The sequence below is a fragment of the Psychrobacter cibarius genome, from assembly GCF_904845955.1.
GTDB classification, from domain to species: domain Bacteria; phylum Pseudomonadota; class Gammaproteobacteria; order Pseudomonadales; family Moraxellaceae; genus Psychrobacter; species Psychrobacter cibarius_B.
This window is the reverse complement of the sequence record NZ_CAJGYX010000005.1, coordinates 89,290-110,138: the sequence shown is the minus strand read 5'-3', so window position 1 is coordinate 110,138 and position 20,849 is coordinate 89,290. Positions and strand designations below refer to the sequence as shown.

The following is a 20,849-nucleotide window of genomic DNA, read 5'->3' as shown; positions in this document are numbered from 1 at the left end:
CTACAGCTAGGCGATATGTCATCATTAATATGGTGATATATCGCCTAGCAAGCTTAGCTGGTTTTTTATTTTTATTATTGTCTCTATGTTGCTCGGCGTTATTATCTTATGAAATACTTTAGCCAATTTATGCTACTTGCTCTAGCCGTTGCCGTCCTTTTGGGATTGCAATATCAGTATTGGCTGGGCGAAAATGGTCGCTTTGAGCATAATAAATTGCTGACTCAAATCGAAGAACAACAACGCTTAAACGAAAACCAAGTGGCAGCAAATAACTTATTGCGTACTGATGTGCATGACTTAAAAACTGGTCTTGAGGCAGTAGAAGAGCACGCTCGTTTAGACTTGGGTTTGATTAAGCCGAACGAGACCTTTGTACAAGTATCTACGGCGCCCACGACGCATAGCCGTTATTAATTGCTCTTAACTGTCTAAAATTATGATCTTCTATTGTCTATAATAGAAATCTTATTCCTAGTTTATCCCTAGCAATACTGTCGTGGGTTCTAACCATGAATACTACTTTATGAATATTGCCCTATGAATATCACACCTAATGTACATGCCATGATCGTCGCTGCGGGTCGCGGTAGTCGTTTTGGTGCGTCTATTGCCAAGCAATATACGATGCTGCAAGGGCAGACCTTGCTACAGCATAGTGTGGCACGGCTTGCTAGTAGTGCTTATATTGAGACATGTTTATTAGTCGTCGCAGCAGATGACAGTATGGCACAGACATTGGATTTTGCTCTACCCATACATTATGCCATGGGCGGCGCTGAGCGTTGGCAGTCGGTACAGGCAGGGGTAAAGGCGATTATTGAGGCAGGAGCCGATGATTCAGATTTGGTTATTATTCATGATGCTGCGCGTCCTGCGGTTCCCAGTCATGATATTGAACAAGTCATCGAAGCGGCGATGCTAGAGCCCTATGGTGCTATCTTAGCGACACCGGTGGCTGATACTTTAAAGGAATCCTATCCGCAGTCTACCGCTCAATCTGAGCTTGTAGGTGAGACGCCTGTAGTTAACCTGACAGTGAGTAGTAGCCCTCATTCTTACGCTAAACGTACTATCGATCGCCATCATATGTGGCAAGCACAAACGCCGCAAGTGTTTCGCTTAGGTCAGCTGCAAAAAGTATTAACTTATGTCGCTGAACACGAGCTCACCATTACTGATGAAGCCAGTGCATTTGAGTGTTTAGACTTACCCATTCGCCTCGTTACTGGCAGCCGCCAGAACATAAAGCTTACCTATCCTGATGATGCTATCTTACTCGCAGCGATTATTAACGCTCAGTTCTGTTCTTAGCAGACTAAAAATAATTAAACACTCGTAATAGACATCAGTCTGTATCAATCTCATTAATGAGCCAGTGGTCTTATCGCTCATTGGTGACGATTTTTATCATCACTTTCCCCTCCCATATTACCTATTTGTCCTATCGCTGCCCATAAACCACAGTGCAAGTTCTCAATATAAATAATTGCGAATTATTGTTTGGTTTTTTCAATTAATGATATAAGATAAACATATATTGCTTTGATGACTAAACTAGCCTATGATGTAACCAACTTAATACAATTAATATAAACATTTATAAAATCAATAATATACCAAGCCTATTTGATATTTTCAAAGATCTTGTTTCTATGTTTTTTCTAAATTTAGTATGGTTGTCTTAGCTACATTTACCTGAAAATAGGGAGAAGCTGATTGTCAACAATCAACGATTCGACAAATCCAGTGACGACAGATCTCTGCCAGCTTATATATATAAGCCAAATTACTTCGACTGGTCTTTCAAGCCCCAGCACGCTTAACGACATCTCAGAGGTCGCGATTGAGCGTAACCAAGCCGATAATGTTACGGGTATTCTTTGCTATGGCAATGGCTACTTTTTTCAATGTGCAGAAGGGTCAGAACAAGATTTAACCAATCTAAAAAATCGCTTATTATTAGACGATCGACATAAAGAATTAAAAATCTTAGATTTTTCAGAAATTACCGAACGCCGTTTTTCGAACTGGTCTCTACGCTCCATTACACTTGAAAGGTGGATGACCAAAGAGCCTGAGCTGAAAAAACTCATGCCATTTAAACCCTATGATTGGGGCTCTAACGCATGGCGCGAATTTTTAGATATCTTACAAGGGTATTATGAGGAACAAGCAAGAACTGGCAATATTGACACGCCACCTATCAAGTACAGCACGTTAGGGGTGACGTTAAGTAAGGTTGTTGGTCAGCATCAAGCATTCTTCTTGATTCAAACAGTACTCGGTATCATGATTGTGATGACATTGTTGTGGCTAATGCTATCAGATAAGATTTGGTAGCTTTTGTAAAAATAGACTGTTTGATTTAAAAATCCAGTATTCAATGCTGGATTTTTTTGCTTACATTTATGATGAAGAGTTCAATAAATAAACAAAATATCAAGCTAGGTATAGAAACCATAGATAGCGACACTTAGTAAATATATCTTAATATCTTGAGCGAACTTAATACCGAATCTTATCTATAAAATTAATTATGCTTCATTTATCAAGTAAATCGGCGATGACGAACTGAGTGCTAAGGTATCAAGAGCCTCATGATATAAAAAACAGGCATAAAAAAAGCCCAATCACAATAGTATGTGATTGGGCTTTTTGGTGGTACGCTTATTAGTCTTATCAGATGCTTTGCAGCAAACTTGCTAATAAGTGACGCCAAATAGTGGCGTCCCCAGGGGGATTCGAACCCCCGTTACCGCCGTGAAAGGGCGGTGTCCTAGGCCTCTAGACGATGGGGACTAGTAACACAACACCTCAGCTGCTTTCACCTTTATGCTGAAGTGGTGCGTATTCTAATAGCGTCTGCGCTTGCTGTCAAGCCTTTTTCTTCTTCTTTTTAAAATTAAGTATCTTTTTTTGATCGCACGGCGAGGATGTAAGTCATTACGCTTCAAATGATAGCGAATCCATAGAGAAGTACAAGCACTAATAGTCAATGCGAGCAGCATATAACCGAGGATGGTTCCCCATAACTTAAGCTGTGGATCCATAATAGAGTCCCTCCTATTACGCCTCGATAGCATGAATCGTACTGGCTATCGCGACAATGTGGGCAACTTAAACCATCTATAGGATATAACGAGACGTTCTAATGTGAGTAGTTACAGCAACTTGTCTGGTTTTTGAATTGTTTTACACAATATGATATTCAACGGTTAGACAAGTTGCTGATTTATTGTGATATCAATCATATCCCTATTGATTGTAAAACCAAGATGTTAAAGTCATCAAGTATTACAAATAGCATTATTATGGGTAGTTGGCAATATAGGATATGTGATAAATGGATTATTTGTAACTACTCTCAGTCGAATCCTCTTTATTTTCTTCAGTATGCATCGCATTAGCCAGCATAGGGTAATGGTTTAGGATATGACAAAACAGCTCAGCGGTCTTTTGTGTATCGTATAGGGCAGAATGTGCATCATTGCCATCAAAATCAAGCCCTGCTGCCTTACAAGCCCGTGCTAGTACTGTCTGACCAAATGCCAGCGCAGATAAAGTCACTGTGTCAAAAACTGAAAAGTTATGAAACGGATTGTGACTTTTGTTATTGGTACGCAGCACTGCCGCATTCAAAACCGCTAAGTCAAAATGGGCGTTGTGCCCAATTAAGACGCACTGGCGGCAGTCCTCAGTACGGCGTACTTCTTTTAATCCCTTAAAGATACGGCGTAGTGCTGTTTTTTCGTCTTCGGCAATGGCTTTACGCATTGGATTGTTGGGATCAATGCCAGTGAAGGCAAGGGCGCTTGGCTCAAGATTCGCGCCTTCAAAGGGTTCGATATGAGCATTGAATGCTTCCCCAGGATAAAACACACCTTGCTCATTCAGTAGTACAGGAATGCAGGCAATTTCTAGTAAAGCATCGGTTTGCGCATTAAAGCCGGCAGTTTCCACATCAACGACGACAGGCAGAAACTTACGAAATCGGTCTTTTAGACGCATGGGTGCTAGCTCGTCTGCTGCGGTATCTTCTGTGTGACTATTTGACGCGATCTTAAGGCTATTTTCTACAGGGTTTGATGGGTTTTCGTCAGGTAAGGCGGCATCGTTTGGAGTGGTCATATCTGGTTAAATCGCTTTTATCAGTCGTACTGTTATATTGAATTAAGACATTAAATGAAAAATAAATAACCTATGATACAAATCACACTACTGGTTAGTAGACGTCATTCTTATCATAGGGCTAAACTTCTCAAGTTAAAATAGAATACAGATGGTTTTGCTTTGTGCGTTTTATGCTTTGATAGACCAAGGCAGTGTCTCGCCTGCCATAAGCGGGGTCAATGATGAGCCATCAAAGTAGGGATAGGCTGCTGGCACTTGCATAGGCGTATTGACAAGCGTAATCGTGCTGTCATTGATTGGTAATCCATAGAACTGAGCCCCAAAACGACTGGCAAAGCCTTCTAACTTGTCTATTTTTCCCACGCTATCGAAAGCGGTGGCATACAATGGCAAGGCAGTTGCGGCACTATAGCAGCCAGCACAGCCACAAGCGGCTTCTTTTTTATCCGTCGCATGTGGAGCTGAGTCCGTGCCTAAGAAAAACTTGGGATTGCCACTGGTTGCCACATCTAATAATACTCTTTGATGGCTTTCACGCTTCAAAATAGGCAAGCAATAAAAATGTGGCTTGATACCGCCAACCAATAGATGATTGCGGTTAAACATTAAATGCTGCGGGGTAATAGTGGCGGCAATGTGATTGCCTTGTGCTAAGACAAAATCAGCGGCATCACTGGTAGTAATATGCTCGACGACAATCTTTAATGTAGGGAATTTGACAATGATTTGCGCCAACACTTCGTCCAAAAAGCGCTTTTCACGGTCAAAGATATCCACATGATCTTGCGTCACTTCGCCATGTATCAATAGTGGTAGGTTGTACTTTTCTAATGCTTCAAAAACATCGACACAGGCGTTAATATTGGTGACGCCATCAGCCGAATTGGTAGTCGCGCCAGCAGGATAAAGCTTGACCGCTTGGACGATACCTGATTGTGCTGCCATCTCGATATCTTGGGCAGTGGTTTTGTCAGTGAGATATAAAGTCATACGTGGATCGAATGCAGTTTTGCGCTCAGTACTCAGCTCACTGGCTACTAAGTGCGCCATGATACGGTCGCGATAGGCACGCGCATCGTCAGTGTTCTTAACAGGAGGCACTAAGTTTGGCATACATATGACACGGTTAAAGCTGTTTGCTGCGTGCGATACAGTCGTGCTCAATGCTTTGCCATCACGCAAATGGATATGCCAATCGTCTGGCTGAAGGATGGTCAACTCTCTAATCGAATCAGTCATAATGTCGTCGCGCTCTATATCGTCATATACGGAAATAAAAGGAAGGGATACTGTACTGCTATCATAACAGATTTGCCTACTTGACTAAATATGCGGCTAAATATCTGTACATAATACATGGGTTGTTTTTTAATTTGCGGCAGTCAACTGTCAACTATATGTGAATAATTGAAATCTATCGACCCAAAATTTAAATCAAAAGCTTATGCCATGGGGCAGTTGCACTTTTGCCTATAGTAAATATGATGTACACTGAGCAAGTAATTTATCTTTTGATTGAATCTTAGCGCTTTTCCTAACACTAAATGCTCACAATAGGAGTTCTTCATGGCTCAACTTGATCCAAAAAATATTAATAAAATCGTCTTGGCCTATTCAGGTGGTCTTGATACCTCCATCATCGCTAAATGGCTGCAAGAAACCTATGATGCAGAAGTGATTACCTTTACTGCTGATATCGGTCAAGGCGAAGAAGTTGAGCCAGCCCGCGCCAAAGCTGAAGCCATGGGCATCAAACATATCCATATCGAAGACTTACGTGAAGAGTTCGCCCGTGATTATGTATTCCCGATGTTCCGCGCTAACGCTATCTATGAAGGCGAGTATCTGCTAGGAACTTCTATCGCGCGTCCGTTAATCGCCAAGCGCTTGGTTGAGATTGCTAAAGAACACAACGCCGATGCTATTAGTCATGGCGCGACTGGTAAAGGGAATGACCAAGTCCGTTTTGAGCTTGGCGCAGTTGCTTTATCGCCTGACGTGGTCACTATTGCCCCTTGGCGTGAGTGGGACTTGTCTAGCCGTGAGAGCTTGATGGAATATGCCAAAGAGCATAATATTGCGATTGATTATGCAGGTAATAAGAAAAAATCTCCGTACTCAATGGATGCCAACTTACTACATATCTCTTATGAAGGCGGTATTTTAGAAGATCCGTATGCTGAAGCAGAAGAAGATATGTGGCGCTGGTCAGTCAGCCCAGAAGAAGCGCCTGACGAAGCTCAATATCTAGAATTAGAATACAAAAAAGGTGACATCGTTGCCATCGATGGTGAAGCACTTAAGCCGTACGAAGTCATGATTAAGCTAAATGAGATTGGCGGTCAGCATGGTATCGGACGCCTAGATATCGTAGAAAACCGTTATGTTGGCATGAAATCACGCGGTTGCTATGAGACGCCAGCGGGCACCATTATGCTAAAAGCGCATCGCGGTATTGAGTCACTGACACTCGATCGTGAAGCGGCGCATTTAAAAGATGAGCTGATGCCACGCTACGCCAAAACTATCTACAATGGTTATTGGTTCAGTCCTGAGCGTATGATGCTACAAGCATTGATTGACAAGTCACAAGAATATGTCAATGGCACAGTACGCGTGAAGTTATACAAAGGTGCTGTCAGCGTTGTTGGTCGTAAGTCAGATGATTCGTTGTTTGACGAAAAAATTGCCACTTTCGAAGATGATGCGGGTGCTTACGATCAAAAAGACGCAGAAGGTTTCATCCGTCTAAATGGTCTACGTCTGGCGATTGAAGCTAGCTGTGGTCGTGATTTATCAAAGTAAGTATGCTTTGCTAGATAAAGCATGAATAAGATACATGAATAGAAAAGGCGCTATATGAATAGCGCCTTTTTTTGTGGATTTTTTGAAGGTTTGTTCGATGATTTTTTGCTAGTCAAAAAGTTCTGTATTCAGAGCTTTTATTTATCATTGAGCCGCTTTTGTTTCTTTGTCATCAGGCTCATCATCGTCAACCATGACAATAGCCACATCCTGCTGTTGACGTTCTTCGATAATATCTTGTTCTATGACTTCTTCTGTCGCCAGTAACACACCGTCAGATTTTTGGCTTTGATACTTGAGCGCTGCAAGCCCGCCAAGCACCCCGATCACAGCAATAATAATCAGGATAACCGGATTTTTCCAAAGGGGTATGGATGCCTCGTATTCAATGGGCTTTTCGCTGGTGGTGGTCGGCGTATTGTCGTTATTACCACCAATTAAACCTAAGCTTACCAAAGGCGGTTTGGGTGCGCTGGCAGGTTCAGAGGTAATACGTAGGCGATTACGACTGAGATAGATATCTGAGATTTTTGCGAGCTGTAATAGCCAGCGTTGGTGTGGCAGGGCAATGGCTTGCATTTCTGTAAAGACTAGCATGTCGTTATGGCGACCTTGCTGCAGGTTATCAGGTGAGCGCCCAATGGCTTTTAAATAATTACCAGTTGCCAGTTGCATATCTTGCACAGGCTCATGACGTTCAGGCTTGAATGTCGTCAATTCATGCCAGTAAGGATTGAACGCTGGTGGGGTGTCAGCGAGCTGCTCTGTACTTAATAAGGCACGTTCTGTATTAGGATTGTTTTCGGATTCGGCTGCTGCCTTTGTTCTTACTGTCGAGTCTAAATTGACCTCTGATGCTGCGACTAGACTGTTATCTTCATTTACCTCATTCAATTTAACAGAGACAGACGTTGGCTCATTGATGGCAAAGCGAGCAGCTGATAAAAACTGTGGCTGTAAAGCGAACCACTTATCCATCTCGTCATTATCAAGTGGGCTATAGTCGGCTAAAATAGCCAGTTCACGTAAGACAATCACGCATAAGGACGTGAGGAGTATCTGTACTTGCTGCGTTGTTGCGTCAATCTGCTGAGCAATATAGTCACTCGCTTTAATCACGCGAGCATTATCATAAAATATCGCATCCGCCGCTTCATGGCGATGATATAACGTCGCATTCATGGTCGAAAAATTCATCGAATTATATTGGCGTAGCTCTTTGACTGCGCCGCGACTAAATAGCTTTTTGCTCACAGCTTGTCCGTCATTGTGCTGCTGGTAAGCAAGCAAGGCACTGATAATGGCCTGCAAACTGGCATCCATTGCCAATCGAGCTTGTGGTAATGAAAGCTTGGCGGCATCGGCCAATAAAGATACCATTGGCTTGGTATCTTGATAGAGAAAATCATACATCGACACACGTGTCGGTGAAATAGTCGTCATAATCTGCTAGCATCAAAAAGTGTGCCCCTATATTACGGTGCCAAAAGCCTTGATACAATCCCTTAATAATAGAAAAAATCAATCCACTTACTTATCACGCGGTCAATAATGATATCTATTGGGTAAATGACCGTTGGAAACATTCTATGAAAAATCACGAAAGCTATAACGAGAAAAATAACGAAAGTTCTGATGTGCAGTTGGTAGTTAATATTGCTAAGCAAACATTAACGCTCTACCAGCATAATAGAGAATTGGCTCAATATACGGTGTCTACTGCTAAAAATGGCATTGGCAGTCAGCAAGATAGCGGCTGCACACCTCTTGGCAAACACTTTATCGCTAAAAAGATTGGCGCAAATGAACCCATGAATGCCGTGTTTATCGGACGCCTCCCTACGGGCGAGAGATATAGTACTGAGCTTGGTGAGCGACATCCTGAACGCGATTGGATATTAAGCCGTATTCTTTGGCTAAGTGGTGTGGAAGAGGGCTTTAATAAAGGCAGTAATAGTCAAGGTGGCTGTGATACTTATCAGCGTTATATTTATATTCATGGTACGCCAGACAATGAACCGATGGGTGTGCCACTCTCGCATGGCTGTATACGTATGCGTAATGAGGATATTATTGAATTCTTCGACCAAATTGCAGAGGGCATATCGGTGACAATTGTTGCTCATTAACCATTCTTAGCCCATTTAGGTACTTTCGTTCAGGCTCAGGATACGCCCTAAGTAAAACAGAATAATGTTATAGAGTGATTAGTAAAATAAACTTTATAGAGTCTAGATATTATTTAGTATATTGATATAATAGCTTGCTTATGAATGATCGACTTGTCATGCTAAACATGGCTCGTTTGACCTATATTTTATGATAATTATAAGGATAATATCGATGTCTAAAGAAAGTTTAGTCACTTTACAACAAGCTTTTGATGAGCGCCGTTCAATATATGCATTGGGTAATGAGCTGCCAGTAGAGCCACAAGCAATTGTCAATATGGCAGAACGTGTTTTATTGCATACCCCTTCTGCTTTTAATTCACAATCTTCGCGCTTGGTCGTACTGTTTGATGCCGAGCACCAGAAATTGTGGGATATCGCTGAAGAAAAACTGCGTGCAGCCGTCGGCGATGGCGACTTTTCTGGCACTAAGCAAAAGCTAGATGGCTTCCGTGCGGCAGCGGGTACGGTACTGTTTTATGAAGATAAAAACGTGACTGAGTCATTGCAAGAGCAGTTTGCGTAATATGCAGATAGATTCCCAGTTTGGGCTTAGCAAACCTCAGCCATGCATCAGTATGCGATGTGGACAGAGTTACGTACTTTAAATGTTGGTGCCAACTTACAGCACTACAATCCGCTTGTGGATGAAGACGCAGCTAAGGCTTATGCTATCCCAGATAGTTGGGAATTGGTGGCACAAATGCCATTTGGCAACATTGTTGCGCCTGCTGGCGAGAAAACGTATCAGCCAGTTAGTGAGCGTATGAAAGTTTTAGGTTTATAAAATACTTAAGCTTACAAACACGCTAGATGTAGAAAGCGGATAGTAATTTTTGAAATATGCTTAACTCAGTTGAAGTATTACGTTTTCCAAATGGCTGAGTTTAAGGATTCAATTAAAAAAAGCACCTCAAAGCAAGCGCTTAAAAAAAGACAGCCCATATAAAGTGAGCTGTCTTTTTTATTCCAAGCTTGGCTTATTTTAAGCTTGGTTCATGCTGCTATAATCGATTCAATCTAAAAGTAGTACAAGGCAACCGAGCGTAGATGTATATGTGATACTTCAAGCGAGGCTAACGCTGTAATGCTTTTATAGTCGAATGACTATAAAAGCATTTTTACTGAAATACTGAGCTGTCTGTCACTTTCGCCAAGCGTTTTTCTGTGCGCTTATGATCTCTTGTTAGCATGGCGGCAAACCAACCAGCGCCATATAGGGCATTGCTATCTGTCTCTGATTTCAACTGATAGCGCTGTTGGTACATTTTATGATTATGATATTTATTCAAAGTCTTTTGCGCTTTTGCTAAGTATTTTAGCCAGCGTTTACTTTCCTTCTTGGCTTTTTTCTTTTTTGACTTTTTCTTATCTAATAATGGCGTAGCAAACTCACTGATATAAAGTAAGGTGGTTAACTGCTCATGCAGCTCGTGCTCTGCATTATTATCGTCTAGATCAATATTTTCTATATCGTCACTTTTTGAATCTACGTTTTCTAAGTCACTATCGTCTAAGTCAACACTTTGTAAATCATCATCTTTTAAATCATTGCTTTCTATATTAATGTTATCTGAGCCAACGTCTTTTTTACTCTGTAGCTCTTGTACTGCCTTGCCAAGCTTTGCCTGCTGTTTGGATAAGGTTTTTGCCAGTTTATCGACGGCGAGTTGATCAGCTTGCGGTTCAAGGCTTGGGTCGCTCATGGTAAAGGCGATCAGCTCAAGTAAGGTCAGCTGAAAATCGTTGGCACTGACGGCATCTTTCGGAGTAATCTTCAGCGCATCCATATCTGTTGCCCAATTGACAGTAGGTGCACCATGCTGCTGTAAGTTAGGCTCTATATGTGAGGCAAGATGGGCAAGCTCTCGATATTCATCCAATAATGTGGCTGTTTGTTTTAGTATTGGCAGCCAGTCTGGATTGATTTCATCAGAATAGCTGGCAAATGTTTGTAGAGCAGCTTGCAAGCGGGTAATACCGATGTGCAGTTGTAATATATGCTCATCTTCTTCGCTACCAGCGACGATAGCACTGCTATTGGGTAGTATTTGCAACAGACAGTTATGCACGGCTGCGCGCACAAAGGCAGGCATGCTGATTTTCTTATCGATATTTAGCTGGTTAAGGTCAGCGCGGACAGCGGGGCTATGAAGTTGCCCAGTAATGAGTAAACCACCGCGCTCAGCCTTGGTCACCGTAGACAGACAAAGCTTATAGCGCTTGCACCAAGTTTTGGCGGTTGCAAATAAAAAGTCGATATCTCCTGATACCAGCTCAAACTCAATCTCTTGAATAGCAGCGCGCTGAGTTTCGTCATTGCCGTGAATAATTTCTCCATAATCGTACGCCATCTCGATATGGTTAATCACTTCATCGTCACCCTCATCCACCAGCAATCGTGTAGTGCGCTCTACATCGGTCACATATAACTGTGTGAGATTTTTAGCCAGTTTTTTTAGCTTAAATTCAGCCAAAGCAGGGGTGACAGAAGTGTTTTTATAAATGGTTAAATCAGGCATGAGCGTATTATTATCGAGCATCGCTTGTACTTGTTCATTATCCAGTACCGCATTATGCTCTAGGCGTGCTGCAATGCCATCGCCGCCCGCTTTGACGGTCTGTACCCAAGCATCGCCTTCTTTACGGATACGCAAGCCAATGCCTGCCTCTGCAAGCTGTTGGTCTGGGGTATCATAATAATGGGCAGCCAGTTGCGTCACCTCAGAAGACTTGACTCGTGCTTGGCGCATCAAACCTTTCAGTCGCGACTCTGGTACCAAAAACTTTAGCTCTATCTCTTGCATGATGGCTCCCGATTATTTTAATAAATTTGAATGACTACCATCGTATGAAAGCTATCAGCGAATAACAAGCAAAATTTTTTCTATAAATACTCTGAGCTAATATTAGAGATATACTTTTAGTAAGTAATCATTATAATTAACGTTAATTATTAAACAAAAGTAGGATAAAGGTGGTTGGCTTTATAATAAAAGCTGAAATATTTTTATCCAATATGTTTACCATATCTCATAAAATGTCGGATTATAAAATAATGACGCAATGCAATCAAAAGAAGTATGACACGCATCAATCTCATTCAATATTACTGCCTAAAGCCTTGTTTCCATCAGTTTTATGTCTACCAATAATGCTTGGGTCTGTTTTATTGATAGGCGGCTGCGATAGCTCTTCTGAATATGCAGAAAGCAGCGCAGATCTGACAGCAGTGGCAACCGAAGAAGTTGCAGACGCTACAGAAGGGGAGATGGTTGGCATCATGTCCGATGTGGCAGCTGATAATGCCTCTAACGCTGATGATTTAGAGGTTGCAAACCTATCGAGCACTAGTGAACAGACCCTTGGTAGTCAGGCAGCAGACATTAAAATTGCGGGCAAAGCGCTATTAATAACTGCCAGTGCTGATTTTAAAGTTGAAGATGTCGTCAAAACTAGTGATGCTATTGAGAGTTTGACACGGCAACAGGCTGGTTATGTGGCACTTAGCAATATTAGTAATCATCCACGTGATAGTCGAACCTTTGTAAAAGGCAATAAAAATATCACGATTACAACCTACACTCGTCAAGCTGACATGACGGTTCGTATTCCTCGCGCCAATGTCAGTAAGCTCCTAGCGCAATTACAACAGCAAGTCGCATTTTTAAATGGGCAGCAGTTTAGTGCTCAAGATGTGACATTAGATATTTATCGTGAACAGCTAGCGAGCCAGCTAAATAGTGATATGGCAAGCGAGCTTAGCCAAGAACGCCTGAGTAGTAAAAATGATAAAGACCAAGGCAGCAATGTTGATGCTATTACCGCGACTTATGCTGCACGTCGTCAGCAAGAGCTTGCCAAGCTTGAGCAACTGGCTATCGCTGATAAAGTTCAATATAGCACCATCAACCTGACCTTTATGCAGCCAGATATCAGTTATAAAGAAACCACACAAAATCTAGATGTGCTATTAGATGCTGAGCAGCCAGGCTTTAGTAGTCAAGTGGGTCAAGCATTTAAAGATGGCTGGGAGATACTTAGATCAGTAGCGCTTGGATTGATACAACTGTGGTGGCTGCTTGTACTTGGCGGTATCTTTTATCTAATTTACAGAATGATAAAAGCAATCTATCGTAGATTTTTTAAACATGATCCCCGTATAAAAAATATGAAGCGTGAGCTAATGGGTGAAAATCCAAAAAGTCACGATTCAGTCGGTATACAGAGTAGTCAGGTAGAGGATAACATTAACAATATGAAAGAGACTGATAGTAAGGATAATAACCACTCAAATTAAGAATTAACAAGCTCACAATGCTCAAAATATTACAATAATAGAGTGCAAATAAGCAGACATAAAAAAAGCCGCCCTACAAGGTAGGACGGCTTTCTCTATAACTGGTACTTACGAGATGTACTTATAAGTGGTCGGTGATTAGAACTGGTTCATCGTGTTCTTGCCGCCGCCAGCTTTAAGGGCATTTTCACCTGAGAAGATCTCTTTGTGATCATCGCCAAGGTCAGAGCCAGCCATTGCTTGATGCTTCACACAAGCGATGCCTTCACGGATTTCTTTACGTTGTACGCCAGCAGCATAAGCAAGCATACCATCTTCACCGAAGTAGCCTTTAGCAAGCTCATGCACGCTAAGCGCAGTGGTGTGGTAAGTAGGTAGCGTGATTAAGTGATGGAATACACCTGCTTCACGTGACGCATCACGTTGGAAGTTTCTAGCCGCTTCGTCAGCTGCGGTATCAAGTTCAGTACCATCGTAATCAGCACTCATCAAGTCATCTTTATTGTAGGCAGATAGGTCTTTGCCTTCTTCTTCCCACTGAGCGATGATTTGCTTACGGAAGTTCAGTGTCCAGTTGAATGATGGGCTGTTATTGTATACAAGCTTGGCTTTTGGCTGTTGCTCTTTAATACGATCAACCATCATTTTGATGTGTGCGACGTCTGGAGTCGGTGTTTCGATCCATAGTAGATCCGCGCCATTTTCTAGAGCCGTTACACAGTCAAGTACGACACGGTCGATGTTCGTTTCTTCACGGAATTGATATAGACCATTTTGAAGACGAACTGGACGTACTAGTTTGCCGTTATGCTTAAGCAAGCTGTCGTTCTCTTTGGCGTTTTCTAGCGTGACTTCTTCCATCTCGATAAAATCGATGTACTGAGAAGCAAGATCGCCTGGCTCATTTGATACTGGGATTTTTTGCGTGAGTGACGCGCCTTCAGAGTCAGTACGAGCAACGATAACGCCGTCTTCAACACCAAGCTCTAAGAATGCATAACGAATAGCGTTGATTTTTGCGATATAGTCTTCATGCGGTACAGTGACTTTACCCGCTTGGTGACCACATTGCTTCGCGTCAGATACTTGGTTTTCAACCTGAATAGCACAAGCACCAGCTTCGATCATTTGCTTAGTTAGCAAGTAAGTGGCTTCTTCGTTACCGAAACCTGCATCGATGTCAGCAATGATTGGCACAACATGTGAATCAAAGTTTTCGATTTTTTCTAGGATGGCTGAGGTATCTTGACCCGCTTCTTCTGCAGCATTTAGCTCACGGAAGTAGTCGTTCAATACTTTAGCATCAGCTTGACGTAAGAAGGTGTAGATTTCTTCGATTAGCTTAGGTACAGAGGTTTTTTCATGCATAGATTGGTCAGGAAGAGGACCAAACTCAGAGCGAAGGGCTGCAACCATCCAACCTGATAGGTAGATGTAAGTTTTAGACGTCGTACCAAAATATTTTTTCTTAGCGTACATGGTTTGTTGAGCAACAAAACCATGCCATGCACCTAAAGACTGCGTGTACTGAGACGTATCATTGTCATAGTCTTCCATGTCTTGACGCATGATTTTTGCAGTATATTTGGCGATATCTAAGCCCGTTTTAAAACGGTTTTGTGACATCATACGTGCCGCATCGGTTTCGCTGATATTCTGCCAATTACCGTGCTTTTGCTTTAATTCACGTACTAAGTCGATCGCTGATTTATATGCAGTTGACATCTATGTCTCCTTGGGGTGGTGAAAATTAGTAACTTAGAAAATTACAAGTATTGAGGTAATTTTGATATATGTAGAAAGATGCTGGCAGAAGTGAAAATCTAAAATATAAACCTTATGCGTTAGCAATCTCTACTAAACTATAAGAAAATTATGATAAAAGCAAATAAAACCTGTCGAATTGGTCAGCTTTTATTATTGGGTTTTTCGTTTTAGGTTAAATGCGCTTTTTATAAGCCTTTTTTGACTGTTAAAGTGCTTATTGCCCTAAAAAGTGCCAACTACTCATTCAAGCTTAAAAACAAATGAGAGCAAAAAATTAAGTTTGCGTAATAAATGTTATGTCCGTATTTCCGTATGAAAATGCGATAAAATACCTATGGTAGTCAATCCATCAAAACGCACGGCGACTGCCTAACATTAAATAAGGCCTGATTAAGCGCTTGCTAGCCACTATAGCTAGGTTGCCTTGATTTATCTAGTTTATGATTATTATCTTGGGTATTTAATTTTATGATAGTATATATAAAACAATGACTTATGTTGAATGATTTCAGTTATAATAAGCGTATATCAAAATAATTAATATAAAATTGTCCTTATTTCATGCTGTTATAGATGATTTATACTAAATAACAGGGCAAAAAACGCCGCGTTTGTAGTGGTATTTATTTTAAGGTAAAGAGACATATATGAATTTGCAGCGGGTAGATTTAAATTTATTGGTACATCTAGATGTGTTGTTACGAGAAAAAAACGTCACTCGTGCAGCTGAGCAGCTTGGCATTACCCAACCTGCCATGAGTAATATTTTGCGCCGTTTGCGTAAGTTATTTAACGATCCTTTATTGGTGCGTTCATCAGAAGGGATGACGCCGACTGAGCGTGCGCTTGAGCTGCAACCACGCATTCGTGAGATACTGGCGGATTTGACACAAGTATTAGAGCCACGCACAGAATTTCGTCCTTATAGTACCTCGCGCGTTTTTCGTATCATGACCTCAGACTATGCTGAAGCGACATTGGTACCAAAATTGGTCAAAGCATTGCGCTCAGAGGCACCAAATGTCATCTTAGATTTTTTAACGCCATCGGACGTCTCATATCGTGATATGGAGCAGGGGCGAGTGGATTTGGCGATCAACCGCTTTAATGAAATTCCGCAAAGTTTCCACCAAGTTTTGGTCTGGCGTGATACCTTTAGCTGCCTATTGTCCTCTGACAGTCCCTATGCTCATCGCTTTAATCTAAAAAATTATCTTAAGGCGCAGCACGTTTGGGTCTCTAAAACTGGTATGGGTGTGGGATTTGGTGTCAATCCAGAAAAATCTGGTGGCCTAGGTTCAATTGATCAAGCACTGCAACGTTTAGGTCAAAAACGTCAAATCAGTGTTTTTACCCGCCACTATCAAATGCCAGCCATGCTTGCAGCCAATAAAGATTTGGTTGCAACTTTGCCTACGCGTGTGGCAAAAATGCAGGCTAATAACGACAGTATCATGATGGTCGAGCCACCATTTTTTATCCCTGAATTTGAGCTAACGATGGCGTGGTCGCCTTTGTTGCAGCATCATCCCGCCCATCGTTGGTTGCGTCAGCTTATCATGCATGTGGCTCGTCAAATTGTTGACGAAGAAGAGAATCCACCACAAGAAATTCCTGTGATGAATCATTTGTTTTAAGCCATTTGTTTTAAGCCATTTGTTTTAAGCCATTTGTTTTAAGCCATTTGTTTTAAGCCATTTATTTTTGGTTATCAGTTGCTTATTTATTAAACCAGCCCAAGCGCTGGTTTTTTATTGTCGTAATTTTGCTGAAAAATCTCGTCCAAGATTTTGATCTAATAAATCTGTCAGTCACATTCTTAACATCTTACGAACACTTCTTTATAACTTGTAAAACTACTCGTTGTACATTTTGCTATGATAAATTCCACTTAATAAAAAAGATAAATACATAGCCTATTGTTAAGTTATACAACAGTATCGGATTTCATAAAATCGTTGAAGAAGTTGTCCAATCTAACCAGATACGTTTATAAAAATGACCATGCTTGGTTTATGTGTTTCTAAGGTTTATGTGTTTCTAAGATTTCAGATGATAAAGCGATAAATTTTTAAACCAATAAAATAGTTTAATAAATAAGGATAATAATCATGGCAGATATTACTACTATAAACCCAGCAACGGGTGAAGCGATCAAAGAATACGATTACATGAGTAATGATGAGGTGAACAAGATTGTTGAATCCTCGCACCAGGCATTTCTGGAGTGGCGTAAAACCAGCCATGAAGCGCGTGCAAAAGTCATCAATTCTATCGGTGAGACATTGCTCAAGTACAAAGAAGAGTTGTCTAAGCTCATGACGGAGGAGCGTGGTAAGCTCTATAGCCAGAGTTTACAAGAAATAGATTTGTGTAAGGCAATTTGCGACTATACCGCAGAAAAAGGGGTGGCTGCACTTGCTGACGATGAACGTGATATTGAAGGCTTGAAGAAAGGTATTGTGACCTATCAGCCTATCGGTGTCATTTATGGCATGCAGCCATGGAACTTTCCTGCTTACCAAGTATTCCGTTATACCATCGCAAATCTTATGGCAGGTAATAGTATTTTACTCAAGCACGCGTCAAACGTGACTGGTTCAGGCTTGTTAATCGAAAAAATCTTCCATGAGTCAGAGTTACCAAACGATTTGTTCCGTACGATTTTAATCGATCACGACCAATCAGAAGCATTAATCGGTCATGACAAAGTGCGCGGTGTCACACTGACAGGTAGCGACGGCGCTGGTAGCATTGTGGGTCAGCAAGCAGCAAAAGCCATTAAAAAGGTGGTGCTAGAATTAGGCTCAAACGATGCCTTTATTGTCTTAGAAGATGCTGATGTAGAGTTAGCGGTAGAAACTTGTACCCAAGCGCGTCTCATTAATAATGGTGAAACTTGTGTCGCTGCTAAGCGCTTTATCGTCGTTGATAGCCTATACGATGATTTTCGTGAACGCATTGTCAAAAAATTTGCAGAAGCTAAATCTGGCGATCCGATGGATGATGGCTCTGATCTTGGTCCGTTAGCCCGCAAAGATTTACAAGAAAAATTGCATGAGCAAGTAGAAGACAGTGTTACAAAAGGCGCAACGATTGCTGTTGGTGGTCAATTGCCAGAAGGAAAAGGCAGTTTTTATCCAGCAACTATCTTGGAGAATGTCGAAAAAGGTCAACCTGCCTATGATGACGAATTATTTGGTCCTGTCGCCTCATTAATACGAGCCAAAGACCAAGATGATGCATTACGCATTGCCAATGACAGTCGCTACGGTTTGGGCGGTGCTATCTTCTCTAAAGACGAAGACAAAGCCATTCGCCTAGCGCGTGAAGAGTTTGATACTGGCATGGTCTATATCAATGGTTATGGTCTTGCAAATCCAGCGTTGCCATTTGGTGGAGTGAAGAACTCAGGTCATGGTCGCGAGCATGGCGGTTTTGGTATCAAAGAATTTGTAAATATTAAAGGGTTACATGTTCATAAAAGTCAATAATAGCTGACGTCTTCGGGATTAATATGCTTTAGAAGATTTTAAAGATAGCTATTAGAAAGCCCAGTCATTCATTGAGTGACTGGGCTTTTTTATGCGAAGAGTTTAAGTTTGACAGTTAGTGCCTGATAATTTGTGACTGTCGCTATTTACTCAGTCGTTCAAATATAGTTTTAATGGTAGCATTGGTAAAGACATACTTTGTTGATTGGCTGCTTGAGCATGGTCTAGCGAGAGTGCGCCTTTGGCCAATAATAAAATCGTCCAAGGGAGCAATTGATGCTCAAGCTTTTGCACGCGTGCTTGCAAGCTATCGGCAGTGTCTTTTTGATGTATCTCTAACAGCGCTTGGGTCAAAACAGTACCCGCGTCGAGCTCAGCGGTGACGACATGAATACTACAGCCATGATGTCGCTCACCTGCTTGTATCGCACGCTGATGGGTATCAAGGCCTTTATAGATAGGTAATAAAGAGGGGTGCAAATTAATCATCGGCGCTGGTGCATTATCGATAAAATCTGCACTCAAGACACGCATAAAACCAGCTAACACAATGAGATCTGGTTGCCATGATGCTAATTGGCTGCTGGCATGAGTCTCAAAAGTCTTGATTCCCATGCGTTTGCCGCTAGCAACATGTGACAATACTGCCACTGGAATGTCAGCGTCTTTTGCACGGGTGACGGCATAAGCATCCTCGCGGTTGCTAATGACGCCAACAATCTCAACCGGCAGCGCGCCAGCTTGCATCGCATCTATCAGTACTTGCAAGTTGCTACCACTACCAGAGACCAGTACAGCAATCCGTAAAGGGTTATTATCAATTTTTTTTTGACTGTCTAACATTAACGGTACACCACTGCGTCCGCTTCACGCTTCACCATTTCGCCTAATTGCCAAGCTTTTTCACCAGCCTCATTTAAAGTGCTAATGGCCGCATCTGCTTTATCTTTAGGCACGACAATGACAAAACCAACGCCGCAGTTAAAGGTGCGGTACATCTCGCTTTGTTCAATATTTCCTTGGGTTTGTAACCAAGTGAATAGCTCTGAGAACTGCCAGCTAGTCGTATCAATGCTAGCAGCTAAATTCTCTGGTAATACACGTGGTAAATTATCGGTTAAGCCGCCACCAGTGATATGTGACATTGCATGCAGCGCTGAGCTACCAAGAGTATCTTGTAGCGCTTTAATCGCTTTAACATAGATGCGAGTAGGGGCCATTAACGCGTCTTGGATAGGCTGACCATCTAATTGCTCATCGCTAGTAGTCACATCAATGCCGCTGACTTCGATGACTTTACGCACCAATGAATAACCGTTTGAGTGTGCACCACTTGAAGCAAGAGCGATCAATACATCGCCTTCTGCGACGTTTTCGCCAGTGATGACTTCCGCTTCTTCGACCACACCGACACAAAATCCAGCCAAGTCATAATCGTCGTCTTGATACATGCCTGGCATCTCAGCCGTTTCGCCGCCGATCAGCGCACAGTTTGATAACTTACAGCCTTCACCAATACCTGTGACTACAGTCGCTGCTACATCAATATCAAGCTTGCCAGTCGCATAGTAATCTAAGAAAAATAATGGCTCTGCACCGCACACCAATAAATCGTTGACGCACATGGCGACCAAATCAATGCCGATAGTGTCATGACGATTCAGTTGTAATGCCAGCTTGAGCTTAGTACCGACGCCGTCAGTGCCCGACACGAGTAGAGGAGAGGTGTAACCAGTTGGTATACGACAAAGCGCTCCAAAGCCGCCAAGTCCGCCCACAACCTCAGGACGAGAGGTGGCTTTTGCCACTGATTTAATACGTTGTACCAACGCATCGCCAGCATCAATATCAACACCAGCATCTTTGTAGCTTAAAGAAGGCTTGTTACTCATGGTCATCTCACAAATTTTATAGGGAATGAAGGTCTGTCAGTAGAAAATCGAGTTGGTCGTGTTAATTCTGAATATAGTGCGCACATTATACCCAAAAATGACCCTTACTCGCAAAGCAACTTGCGGATATTTGGCGGATATTTCACGAAGACTGACTTTAAGTGGTAAATAAAAAGTTAAGAAACAAAAAATGACGGATTTTTTGCTGTACTCTGCGATAATAGAACGCTAAATTTATTGTCGATAACAGTTCGCTATTACACCGTTGTTGTACGATAAGACGTAT

At 41.9% G+C, this 20,849-nt stretch carries 18 protein-coding genes and 1 tRNA gene; 10 read left to right on the top strand and 9 right to left on the bottom strand.

Annotated elements, in window-relative coordinates:
* Positions 1 to 108: 108 nt before the first annotated feature.
* The 3 genes from JMV76_RS10830 to JMV76_RS10820 all read left to right on the top strand — a co-directional run bounded on the left by JMV76_RS10830 (position 109) and on the right by JMV76_RS10820 (position 2,343).
* Complete coding sequence (locus JMV76_RS10830) at positions 109 to 417, top strand: FtsB family cell division protein (RefSeq protein ID WP_055125147.1); 309 nt, start codon at positions 109 to 111, stop codon at positions 415 to 417.
* Positions 418 to 540: 123 nt separating this feature from the next.
* A complete protein-coding gene (gene ispD, locus JMV76_RS10825; protein WP_201502685.1) occupies positions 541 to 1,314 on the top strand; it encodes a 2-C-methyl-D-erythritol 4-phosphate cytidylyltransferase in 774 nt (257 codons plus the stop codon).
* A gap of 405 nt (positions 1,315 to 1,719) precedes the next feature.
* Complete coding sequence (locus JMV76_RS10820; RefSeq protein WP_045444510.1) at positions 1,720 to 2,343, top strand: BLUF domain-containing protein; 624 nt, start codon at positions 1,720 to 1,722, stop codon at positions 2,341 to 2,343.
* A gap of 383 nt (positions 2,344 to 2,726) precedes the next feature.
* Here the strand turns inward: JMV76_RS10820 and JMV76_RS10815 are convergent.
* From JMV76_RS10815 to pyrC, 4 genes are all read right to left on the bottom strand, one after another.
* Positions 2,727 to 2,802, bottom strand: a tRNA-Glu gene (locus tag JMV76_RS10815).
* A 53-nt stretch (positions 2,803 to 2,855) separates the two neighbouring features.
* Entirely contained in the window at positions 2,856 to 3,053 is a 198-nt protein-coding gene (locus tag JMV76_RS10810; RefSeq protein ID WP_140412980.1) for a hypothetical protein, read from the bottom strand.
* 298 nt (positions 3,054 to 3,351) lie between these two features.
* Positions 3,352 to 4,011, bottom strand: a complete 660-nt coding sequence (gene rnt / locus JMV76_RS10805; protein WP_227690336.1) for a ribonuclease T — start codon at positions 4,009 to 4,011, stop codon at positions 3,352 to 3,354.
* Between the two features lie 291 nt (positions 4,012 to 4,302).
* Positions 4,303 to 5,373: a dihydroorotase gene (pyrC, locus tag JMV76_RS10800; RefSeq protein ID WP_201502683.1), complete on the bottom strand. Its 1,071-nt coding sequence runs from the start codon at positions 5,371 to 5,373 to the stop codon at positions 4,303 to 4,305.
* A gap of 327 nt (positions 5,374 to 5,700) precedes the next feature.
* Here pyrC and JMV76_RS10795 point away from each other — a divergent pair, with 327 nt between their 5' ends.
* The gene (locus tag JMV76_RS10795) at positions 5,701 to 6,939 is read left to right on the top strand and encodes an argininosuccinate synthase (RefSeq protein ID WP_201502682.1); all 1,239 of its coding nucleotides are present in this window, start codon (positions 5,701 to 5,703) and stop codon (positions 6,937 to 6,939) included.
* A 144-nt stretch (positions 6,940 to 7,083) separates the two neighbouring features.
* Here the strand turns inward: JMV76_RS10795 and JMV76_RS10790 are convergent, their stop codons facing one another.
* Positions 7,084 to 8,382 carry a hypothetical protein gene (locus tag JMV76_RS10790; protein ID WP_201502681.1) on the bottom strand — a complete coding sequence of 433 codons (1,299 nt, stop codon included), beginning with the start codon at positions 8,380 to 8,382 and terminating at the stop codon, positions 7,084 to 7,086.
* A gap of 146 nt (positions 8,383 to 8,528) precedes the next feature.
* On the opposite strand from JMV76_RS10790, the gene JMV76_RS10785 reads away from it, so the two are divergent.
* The 3 genes from JMV76_RS10785 to JMV76_RS15195 all read left to right on the top strand — a co-directional run bounded on the left by JMV76_RS10785 (position 8,529) and on the right by JMV76_RS15195 (position 9,897).
* Complete coding sequence (locus tag JMV76_RS10785) at positions 8,529 to 9,068, top strand: L,D-transpeptidase (protein ID WP_201502680.1); 540 nt, start codon at positions 8,529 to 8,531, stop codon at positions 9,066 to 9,068.
* Between the two features lie 214 nt (positions 9,069 to 9,282).
* Positions 9,283 to 9,636, top strand: coding sequence for a nitroreductase family protein (locus JMV76_RS15200; RefSeq protein ID WP_307783668.1), 354 nt, complete (start codon positions 9,283 to 9,285; stop codon positions 9,634 to 9,636).
* A 42-nt stretch (positions 9,637 to 9,678) separates the two neighbouring features.
* Entirely contained in the window at positions 9,679 to 9,897 is a 219-nt protein-coding gene (locus JMV76_RS15195) for a hypothetical protein (protein WP_307783667.1), read from the top strand.
* A gap of 334 nt (positions 9,898 to 10,231) precedes the next feature.
* On the opposite strand, the gene JMV76_RS10775 is transcribed toward JMV76_RS15195, so the two are convergent.
* Positions 10,232 to 11,917 (bottom strand): CYTH and CHAD domain-containing protein, encoded by a 1,686-nt coding sequence (locus JMV76_RS10775; RefSeq protein ID WP_201502679.1) that lies wholly within the window; start codon positions 11,915 to 11,917, stop codon positions 10,232 to 10,234.
* Between the two features lie 251 nt (positions 11,918 to 12,168).
* On the opposite strand from JMV76_RS10775, the gene JMV76_RS10770 reads away from it, so the two are divergent.
* Positions 12,169 to 13,410, top strand: coding sequence for a DUF4349 domain-containing protein (locus tag JMV76_RS10770; protein ID WP_201502678.1), 1,242 nt, complete (start codon positions 12,169 to 12,171; stop codon positions 13,408 to 13,410).
* A gap of 138 nt (positions 13,411 to 13,548) precedes the next feature.
* Here the strand turns inward: JMV76_RS10770 and JMV76_RS10765 are convergent, their stop codons facing one another.
* Positions 13,549 to 15,135, bottom strand: a complete 1,587-nt coding sequence (locus JMV76_RS10765; RefSeq protein WP_045444527.1) for an isocitrate lyase — start codon at positions 15,133 to 15,135, stop codon at positions 13,549 to 13,551.
* Positions 15,136 to 15,824: 689 nt separating this feature from the next.
* On the opposite strand from JMV76_RS10765, the gene JMV76_RS10760 reads away from it, so the two are divergent.
* Positions 15,825 to 16,814 carry a LysR family transcriptional regulator gene (locus tag JMV76_RS10760; protein ID WP_045444529.1) on the top strand — a complete coding sequence of 330 codons (990 nt, stop codon included), beginning with the start codon at positions 15,825 to 15,827 and terminating at the stop codon, positions 16,812 to 16,814.
* A gap of 474 nt (positions 16,815 to 17,288) precedes the next feature.
* A complete protein-coding gene (locus tag JMV76_RS10755) occupies positions 17,289 to 18,671 on the top strand; it encodes an NAD-dependent succinate-semialdehyde dehydrogenase (protein WP_201502677.1) in 1,383 nt (460 codons plus the stop codon).
* A 150-nt stretch (positions 18,672 to 18,821) separates the two neighbouring features.
* On the opposite strand, the gene purN is transcribed toward JMV76_RS10755, so the two are convergent.
* A complete protein-coding gene (gene purN, locus JMV76_RS10750; protein WP_201502676.1) occupies positions 18,822 to 19,514 on the bottom strand; it encodes a phosphoribosylglycinamide formyltransferase in 693 nt (230 codons plus the stop codon).
* Positions 19,514 to 20,563, bottom strand: coding sequence for a phosphoribosylformylglycinamidine cyclo-ligase (gene purM / locus JMV76_RS10745; protein ID WP_201502675.1), 1,050 nt, complete (start codon positions 20,561 to 20,563; stop codon positions 19,514 to 19,516). The genes purN and purM overlap by 1 nt, the downstream gene beginning before the upstream one ends.
* Positions 20,564 to 20,849: the final 286 nt, after the last annotated feature.